Here is an 8,829-nt window from a genome sequence, read left to right as displayed (position 1 = left end):
GATCCCATTCCGAACTCGGCAGTTAAGCCCCACCTCGCCGAAAGTACTGCGGCGCCAGGCCGCGGGAGGACAGGTCGTTCCGCTCGCAGGGGGCGCTTTTTTGCGCTGCCCGTTCCGCTGTCATCGGCACCCGCGCAGGGTGCCTTTTTGTTTTTCGGGCCGGTTTTCCCGTCGCCATCGGCCGTGAAATGGGGGCGGCTTCTCTCGATTGCAAGAGGTGCGCGCGTATAATACCCACAGAGCCTTGTCTCATTGCGAGCGAGGCTGTTGGTATCGAGAGAGGTGGCGTTCCCGTGAGTTCAGAGAGCCCTGAAGATAAGAAGCGCATTGAAGATGCGACGAAACAACCGGCGGTTCTTGAGGCGTTGGTTGATGCTCTTTCCGACGGAAGTCGTCGCGGCCGTCAGCAGGCGGCGCGCATTATCGCCGCTGTGGCGCGAGAGGACCCTGAGCTGCTCGTTGGCCATGGGTCTGCGTTGGTGGATGCCCTCGAGCGCCCAGAGGCGCAAACGCGCTGGGAATGCCTTGAGACCCTCACGCGGATCATCCCCCTTGATGCTCGCGTTTGCGAGAAGGCCATTCCCGGTGCGGAGACGGCGCTGTTCGATGAGGACAGCGGTCCGTTGCGCCTGGCTGCCATGCGTTTTCTATGCGCCCTCGGCGCGACGACCGAGAAGCGCTCGGAGAAGGTATGGTCCCTTATTGATGAGGGCATTCAGTGCTGGCACGGCGATCTGGAATTCCAGGACATGTTGCTGGCTGTCATCGATTTCTCCCAGGGAAAGCTGGCACCCGAGGTGAAGAAGGCTCTGGGCGATCGCATGCGCTTCGATGCGACCAATGGCCGCGGCATGCTGAAGAAGCGGGCGAACCAGATCGTCGAGAACGTATCGTAGGAATCGCGCCCGCATGGAGAGCGGGCGCGATTCTCTCTTTTCCAACGTATGACCGAGCATAGATTGCAGGAGGAGTGCACTATGGGCTTTGCATCTACTTTGAAGGTGGGCGATGCCGCTTACACCTATTATCCCGTGTCGGCCATCGCAGGTGCGGATCGGCTGCCGTTCTCGCTGACGGTGCTGTTGGAGAACGTGCTGCGCTGCGGTCGCACGCCCGACGAGGCTGCGGCCATGGCGGCTCGGGTGACCGAGGCCGGCCTTGCGGGCCAGACGGGCGAGGAAGTGGAGTTCTCACCGGCGCGCGTGCTGTTCCAGGACTTCACGGGCGTGCCGGTGTTCGTGGACTTCGCCGTGATGCGCGAGGCCTGCGCCGAGTTGGGTGGCGACCCGAAGAAGATCAACCCCCAGGTGCCGTGTGATCTGGTCATCGATCACTCGGTTATCGCCGATGAGGCCGGCTGCGCCGGATGCATGGACGAGAACATGAAGTTGGAGTTCGCGCGAAACAGCGAGCGCTACGATTTCTTGAAGTGGGCCCAGGAGTCCTTCGAGAACGTGCGCATCGTGCCGCCAGGGCAGGGCATCTGCCACCAGCTGAACATCGAGAAGTTCGCAAGCGTGGTCATGGAGTCGCCTTCAGGGCTTACGGGCGCCGACGGCACGCCGGTGGTGTACTTCGATACTCTGGTGGGCACCGACTCTCATACGCCTACGGCCAATGGCATCGGTGTGCTTGGCTGGGGCGTGGGCGGTATCGAGGCCGAGGCCGCGGCTCTCGGCCAGCCCATCACGACCCTGGTGCCCCGCGTGATCGGCGTGAAGCTGACCGGCGAGCTGGCGGCGGGCGTGTCGGCCATGGATGTGTCGCTGACGTTTGCGAGCATGCTGCGCGAGCGCGGTGTGGTGGGCTGCTTCGTGGAGTGCTTCGGCCCGGGCGTGAGCGGTCTTTCCGCCACCCAGCGCGCTTGTATTTCGAACATGACTCCGGAGTACGGCAGCACCTGCACTCTGTTCCCCGTGGATGGGAAGACGCTCGACTACCTGCGCCTGACCGGCCGCAGTGAGGATCAGGTGGCGCTCGTGGAGGCCTATGCCAAGGCCCAGGGCTACTGGAACGACCCGGATGCCGAGCCGCGCGTGTACAGCGATGTGATCGAGCTCGATCTGGGCAGCGTGCAGCCTTCCATCGCCGGTCCGTCGCGACCCCACGATCGCATTGCCCTGGCGCAGGCTGGCGAGCGCTTCCGCGCCATCTGCGCCGAGCGCGGCCTGGACGATGTGACGGCCCATGTGGAAATTGGCGGTGTCGACCACGAGCTGACCCACGGGGCCATTGCCATCGCCGCAGTGACGAGCTGCACGACGGCTACCGACCAGGCCATGATGATCGCCACGGGGCTCATGGCCCGCAATGCCGCCGGGCGCGGCCTTGCGCCCGCGCCCTGGGTGAAGACCATTTTGGCTCCGGGCAGCCGCGCCACTGAGCTGCTGCTGGAGCGCGCCGGGCTGACTGAGCCCTTGCGCCAGTTGGGTTTCTACACGTGCGGCTTCGGTTGCATGAGCTGCATCGGCAATTCCGGCCCGCTCATGGAGCAGATGCACGCCATCGCTGACGATATCGAGCTGGCGAGCGTGCTGTCAGGCAACCGCAATTTCGAGGGCCGCATCTCACCGGATGTGTCGCAGAACTACCTGATGCAGCCAGCCAACGTGATTGCCTACGCCATTGCCGGCACCATGGATATTGACCTGGGGAAGGATGCTCTTGGCGTGGATGGCGCCGGGAATCCGGTGTACTTCGCCGATATCGTGCCCGACGAGGCCGAAGTGGCCGCGCTGGTGGACCAGTACGTGACCGCCGATTTGTACGAGCAGGGCGCGGCAGGCATGTTCGAGGGCGATGCCGCCTGGCAGGCCCTCGGCGCCGAGCCGAGCGACACCTTCGTCTGGGACGAGGCGTCCACCTATGTGCGCCGGCCCCCGTACTTCGACGGCATGGCCCGCGAGGTGGCCGGCCAGGAGCCCATCGAGGGCGCCCGCGTGCTCGGCAACTTCGGCGACTTCATCACGACCGACCACATCTCTCCGGCCGGCGCCATCGCGCCGGATATGCCGGCGGCTGAGTACCTTCAGGCTCACGGCGTGGCTCCCGCCGACTTCAACACCTACGGCAGCCGTCGTGGCAACCACGAGGTGATGATGCGCGGCACCTTCGCCAACGTGAAGCTGACGAACAAGCTGGCCGACGGTCGCAAGGGCGGCTGGACCCGCGACTTCACCACCGGTGAGATCGCGCCGCTGTACTATGCGGCTGAGCATTACCGCGCGGCGGGGTCTCCGGCGGCGGTGCTGGCGGGCAAGATGTACGGCTCGGGCAGCTCGCGCGACTGGGCGGCCAAGGGCCCCATGCTGCTGGGCGTGCGCGTGGCCATCGCCGAGAGCTTCGAGCGCATCCATCGGTCGAACCTCATCGGCATGGGCATCCTGCCGTTGCAGTTCGCCGAGGGCCAGAACGCCGACGAGCTGGGCCTTGACGGCTCCGAGACCATCACCGTGGCCCCTATCGATTTCTCGGCAGGTCTGCCGAACCCGGCGGTGGTGCAGGTGACAGCCGAGAAGGCCGATGGTGCCACCGTGACCTTCGACGCCACCGTGCGCATCGACACCCCCACCGAGGGCCGCTACTACGAGAACGGCGGCATCTTGCAGTACGTGCTGCGGGATCTGATTGACTAGCCACATTGCATTGGGGGCGGAAGGGGACTTCTCTCCTTCCGCCATAGATTTGAAAGCGACTATTCGTAGGGGCAGGCTTTAGCCTGCCCGCTCGATAATGGAGATCGATCTCGGTTGCGTATTGGCTTCATGGGCATTTCTCCCTTGCGGTGATGGCTCCTGTGTGGTATAAAAAATGCTGGGTTAGCCCTTTGGGGGTTGGGCCCGTCAAAGATGGGCGGAGGGATCTCCGCCCTTTTCCATTCGGGGCAGGGGCAGATTTGTGGAGTACAGCATCTTTGTGGATGAGGCGGGCGATACTGGTACCGATTCGGACTATTATCTGCTCACGCTTGTGTTTCACAATCAGGATGCTTCCTTGGAAGGCAATATCGCGTCTTACGAGGTAAGACTGACGGACGCGAGCTTGCCCAATATTCCCTTTCACATCCAGCCCCTCATGGGCGGCGAAGGAGATTACGCTACCCTATCAATTACGGATCGAGCAAAGCTGCTTTCGTACTTCCATGAGTTTGCCGTGCGCTGTCCGATACTCCATAAGACTTTTCTGTACGAAAAGAAGAACTACGGACTTCGCGGCAAGGAATCTGATTCTGCTGTTATTGCTAAGCGGCTCGGCGATCAAATGGAGAAAGACCTGGCGGCTCTGCTGAATGAGCACCTGGCATTCTTTCAGCAATTCGATAAGATCAAGGTCTATTACGATAATGGGCAGAAACCTGTGAGTCGGGCTTTGCGAGCGGCTCTTGCTAGTTGTCTATCTTCCGTGGCCGTTGAATTCAAGTCAGACGTGCGCTACAGAAAATACCGCCTCTGCCAGATATCGGATATGTTTTGTGGCTTCGCGCTTCTCGACTACAAGTTTTCAAATAATTTGCAAACTAATACCGACGAGATGTTTGCCGACAACCATAGGAATCTTCGCAAACGGTTTCTCAAGAAGATTGGCAGGCTAGATGCCGGGAGGCACGGTTTCGAGTAGGTGTAGCCGCGAGGAGTGTTGGCGCCTTTACGGGCGCCGCGCCAGATGGATGGCGGTCTGAGGTACGTCTCCGGCAACGGGCTGAGAACTGGTAGTTCAGATGGTTCCACATTCGGCTCCCTTACACTGAGGTGGTAGCCGCATCTGACGAACATTTCAACGTGTCGCTAGGCATCTGATACTTTTATCGAGATAAGGGATGGCAGTCCTAGGAATTATAATTGTCGACGGACGGAAGGTGGGCTGTATGGGATATGGAAATGTGCTTGTCGTTGGTAACTCGGGTGTGGGCAAATCGACTCTCATCAATGCTGTGCTCGGCGATGATGCGAAGGAGGTCGCCCCAACGGGAATCGGGATAAGCGGGGTGACCAAAGATCTAAAGATATACGAGGACGACTCCATTCCCTTTCGGCTCATCGACACCATAGGATTCGAGCCTTCTTTTCTGAAGCGGAATTCCGCGATCAACGCCGTCAAGAGGTGGTCGAAGGACAGTGCCAAGGAAGGTAACGAGGAGAAGAAGATAAACGTCATCTGGTATTGCATCGAGGGGACGTCACCCAGATTGTTTCCCGAGATGATCAAGAACCTCTCGCGTGCCACCAAAATGTGGGAGAGCGTCCCCGTCATCGTCGTCATCACCAAGTCTTACCCTGTGCCTGACAGAGAAGCCAACATTCAGATGGTTCATAACGCCTTCGCGACCCAGAAACGCTATTCCAAAAACTTGAAGGCCGTGATTCCTGTCGTCGCCTCGACCTTCCAACTGAACGATACGGCCTTTGCTCCTCCTGAGGGCATCAGTGAGCTTATTGACATGACGAACTCCGTCATGCCCGAGGGTATCAAAGCAGCCGAGAAGGACGTGTCAGCCTTCAAGCTGAAAAGAAAGCGCGCCCTATCTCAAACCGTCGTCGCAGCCTCCACTACCGGAGGCGCCGTTGTCGGTGCGGTTCCCGTTCCTATTCCTGATGCCCTTGTTCTTTCGCCAATCGAGGTGGCCGAGATCAACGCTATCGCATCAATTTACGAGGTCAAGAATAGCGAGGAGTCGAAGAGATTTATCAATTCAATTGTCGAAGTCGGCACCGTCAGCTTTGCCGCTAAAGGAGCAATACAGGCTCTCAAGGCCGTCCCCGGAATCAATCTCGCCGCATCTGTGATCAACTCTATCATCGCCGCAAGCTTTGTCGCGGCAATTGGGGAAGGGTCGGTGTATGCCTTCGAGAAGGTGTACCTAGGCGAGAAGTCGGTCGCCGATATCGACTGGGTGAAGAAACTCATGGAATCCAAGCTCTCCAACGAGTTTATCGAGAAGGTAACCACGGCCATGCAGGAGATTGCCAAAGGCGCAGGAAGTAAAGATATCGCCAAGACCGTTGGCAATGTCGTGAACGCTCTGTTCGTGCAAGGAAGGCCTGAAGGCAAATCGAGTTCGGAGAAGCACTAGCTGTACCCTACAGGGTGTTTGGCGGATGCAAATGAGCTTGCCGAGGTCATGGCTAGTGTGAGCGAAGGAGATGCCGAGGGGGACGGTTCCCTTCGGTAGACTCGGACGACAATGTTAGGGGAACCGTCCCCACGACACTATACGCCCGCTGGTGCGTGCGAGGTTAGAGGGAGAGGATGATCGAGATGATGCCCGAAGAGCCGAATGCGAATGTAAGGGACTGAGTTTCCCAGCTTCGTTCTCCTGACAACAAAGCAGCTTGAAAGAGTTTGTCGAAGCCAGCGGGCAGAGCAGCGCGGTGTATGCGTATCTCGAGTCATTCATCAGCTTGATGCGTGACCCCAATTCCTTTGTTAGGACGCACGGGCTGACGCTTATCGCCTGCAATGCGAGATGGGATGCAGCGGGCAAAATCGATGGGATAATTGACAAGTATCTGCAGCACGCCACTGACGAGGGGCCCATTACGGCTCGCCAATTGCGTGAAGTCCCTCGCGCAATTGGCCGAGGCGAAACCGGCTCTTACGCCGCGCATCGCCGACGTATTGCGGAACGCAGACGTTACGAAGTATTCCGACAGCATGCGCACGCTAGTGCAAAAAGACATATGCGAGGCGCTCCTCTCCTTGGACGGAAGGAGGTAGCGACGAGTGTCAAGGGAACCGTCCTCTTGACATCGGGTCGGAGCTGCTGCTTTGTCGTGGGGGACGGCTCCCTTGGCACTGGCTGCGGAGAACGTGCGGAATAGCTGGCATATGCGGGGGATTTGCGATACGATTACGGGCACGTGATTTTTTGACCCTAGGAGAACCGACGTAACTATGGAAGACTTCCGCAACGAATATTGCATGCACACCGCCACCTGCGGGCAGCTGCGTGCGACCGACGTGAACCAAGAGGTGACGCTGGCCGGCTGGGCGTGGCACACCCGCGACCACGGCGGCCTCATCTTCATCGACCTGCGCGACCGCGAGGGCTACACGCAGGTGGTCGTCGATCCGGATTGCGTGAGCGCGGAGGACTTCCATGCGGCCGAGCACCTGGGCCGCGAGTACGTGCTGAAGGTGACCGGTCGCGTGCGCGAGCGCGCGCCGGAGGCCGTGAACCCGAACATGATTACCGGCGAGATTGAGGTGCTGGCCAGCGCCGTGGAGGTGCTGAACACTTCGGTGACGCCGCCGTTCTCCATTGAAGACGGTATCGAGACCGACGAGATCACCCGTATGAAGTGGCGCTACCTGGACATTCGCCGTCCGGAGATGCTCGCCAACCTGAAGCTGCGCCACACGGTGACCCAGGCCATGCGCCGGGCGCTGGACGAGCGCGGCTTCCTGGAGATCGAGACGCCGATTCTGGCGAACTCCACCCCCGAGGGCGCCCGCGACTACATCGTGCCGAGCCGCCCGAACCCGGGCAAGTTCTACGCCCTGCCCCAGAGCCCCCAGCAGTTCAAGCAGATGCTCATGTGCGCCGGCGTGGAGCGCTACTACCAGATCGCCCGCTGCTTCCGCGACGAGGACCTGCGCGCCGACCGTCAGCCGGAGTTCACCCAAGTGGACATTGAGATGTCCTTCGTAGAGGGCGACGACGTGTGCGACATGATGGAAGCGGTCATGGCCGAGACCTTGAAGGCCGTGGGCGTGACCGATGTGGCCTTCCCCCTACAGAAGATGCAGTACGCCGACGCCATGCGCCTCTACGGCTGCGACCGTCCCGACGTGCGCTTCGGCATGCTGCTGCACGATATTACCGACATCGTGAGGAACACCGGCTTCAAGGTGTTCTCGTCGGTGGCCACCTCCGGCGGCGTGGTAAAGGCCATCAACGCCAAGGGTGCGGGCGACTGGAGCCGCGGCGAGGTGGAGAAGATGGCCTCCATCGCCGAGGCCAACGGCGCCAAGGGCATGGCCTGGGTGGCGTTTACCACCGACGGCCAGGAGAAGAGCCCCATCAAGAAGTTCTTCACCGACGAGGAATGGGCGGCCCTGAAGGCCGAGATGGAAGTGGAGCCCGGCGACCTGCTGCTGTTCGCGGCTGACGCGCCCGAGATTGCCAACGCCGTGCTTTCTGCCCTGCGCCTGCACATGGCCGATGCCCTGAACGTGCCCCGCGAGGGCCATGCGCTGCTGTGGGTGGTGAACTTCCCCATGTTCCGCTATGACGAGGACGAGAAGAAGTACGCCGCCGAGCACCATCCCTTCACCCATGTGCTGAAGGAGGATCTGGACAAGATCGAGAGCGACCCCTTGGCCTGCGGCAGCTATTCCTACGACCTGGTGATGGACGGCTTCGAGGTGGGCGGCGGCACCATCCGTATCCACAATGCCGAGGAGCAGCGCCGCATCCTGCGCGTCGTGGGGCTTTCCGATGAGGAGATCGACGAGAAGTTCGGCCACCTCATTCGCGCCCTGGAGCTGGGTGCTCCGCCCCACGGCGGCATCGCGCTGGGTCTCGATCGTCTGGTTATGCTGCTGGCCCGCAAGGATTCCATCCGCGACGTCATTGCCTTCCCGAAGACGAGCAGCGCGAGCGACCCCATGACCGGCGCGCCGAGCGCGGTGACGGGCCGCCAGCTGAAGGACGTGAACCTGCGCATTCTGTAGCATGCCGTGAGATACGCGACGAGCTGAGCGAGGGGCTGTGCCTGGGGGCGCAGCCCCTTTGACGTGGCGGGAGCGCGCATCTGTCGGCCCGAAGGGCCTTTGCGAGCGACCGCCCCTATCTCGAGCAACGGGAAGGGGGCGCTCACTGTTGAGGGT

At 60.9% G+C, this 8,829-nt stretch carries 5 protein-coding genes and 1 rRNA gene; all 6 read left to right on the top strand.

Annotated features, from left to right (window positions below):
• Positions 1-86: ribosomal RNA gene (rrf, locus tag ACTOXK_RS08780) — 5S ribosomal RNA — on the top strand; the annotation flags it as partial.
• 207 nt (positions 87-293) lie between these two features.
• Positions 294-896: a hypothetical protein gene (locus tag ACTOXK_RS08775; RefSeq protein WP_482279481.1), complete on the top strand. Its 603-nt coding sequence runs from the start codon at positions 294-296 to the stop codon at positions 894-896.
• An 81-nt stretch (positions 897-977) separates the two neighbouring features.
• A complete protein-coding gene (acnA, locus tag ACTOXK_RS08770) occupies positions 978-3,635 on the top strand; it encodes an aconitate hydratase AcnA (protein ID WP_482278693.1) in 2,658 nt (885 codons plus the stop codon).
• 262 nt (positions 3,636-3,897) lie between these two features.
• On the top strand, positions 3,898-4,617 hold the full coding sequence (locus tag ACTOXK_RS08765; RefSeq protein ID WP_482278692.1) for a DUF3800 domain-containing protein: 720 nt from the start codon (positions 3,898-3,900) through the stop codon (positions 4,615-4,617).
• A 247-nt stretch (positions 4,618-4,864) separates the two neighbouring features.
• Entirely contained in the window at positions 4,865-6,070 is a 1,206-nt protein-coding gene (locus ACTOXK_RS08760; protein WP_482279902.1) for a GTPase, read from the top strand.
• A gap of 821 nt (positions 6,071-6,891) precedes the next feature.
• Complete coding sequence (gene aspS, locus ACTOXK_RS08755) at positions 6,892-8,673, top strand: aspartate--tRNA ligase (protein WP_482279480.1); 1,782 nt, start codon at positions 6,892-6,894, stop codon at positions 8,671-8,673.
• Positions 8,674-8,829: the final 156 nt, after the last annotated feature.

It is taken from the genome of Adlercreutzia sp. (assembly GCF_056795635.1).
This window is presented reverse-complemented; position numbering and strand designations above follow the sequence as displayed.

Bases quoted from the DNA above. Each gene is read 5' to 3' on its own strand.
- acnA (WP_482278693.1), top strand. From the start codon at position 978: ATGGGCTTTGCATCTACTTTGAAGGTGGGCGATGCCGCTTACACCTAT.
- ACTOXK_RS08760 (WP_482279902.1), top strand. From the start codon at position 4,865: ATGGGATATGGAAATGTGCTTGTCGTTGGTAACTCGGGTGTGGGCAAA.
- aspS (WP_482279480.1), top strand. From the start codon at position 6,892: ATGGAAGACTTCCGCAACGAATATTGCATGCACACCGCCACCTGCGGG.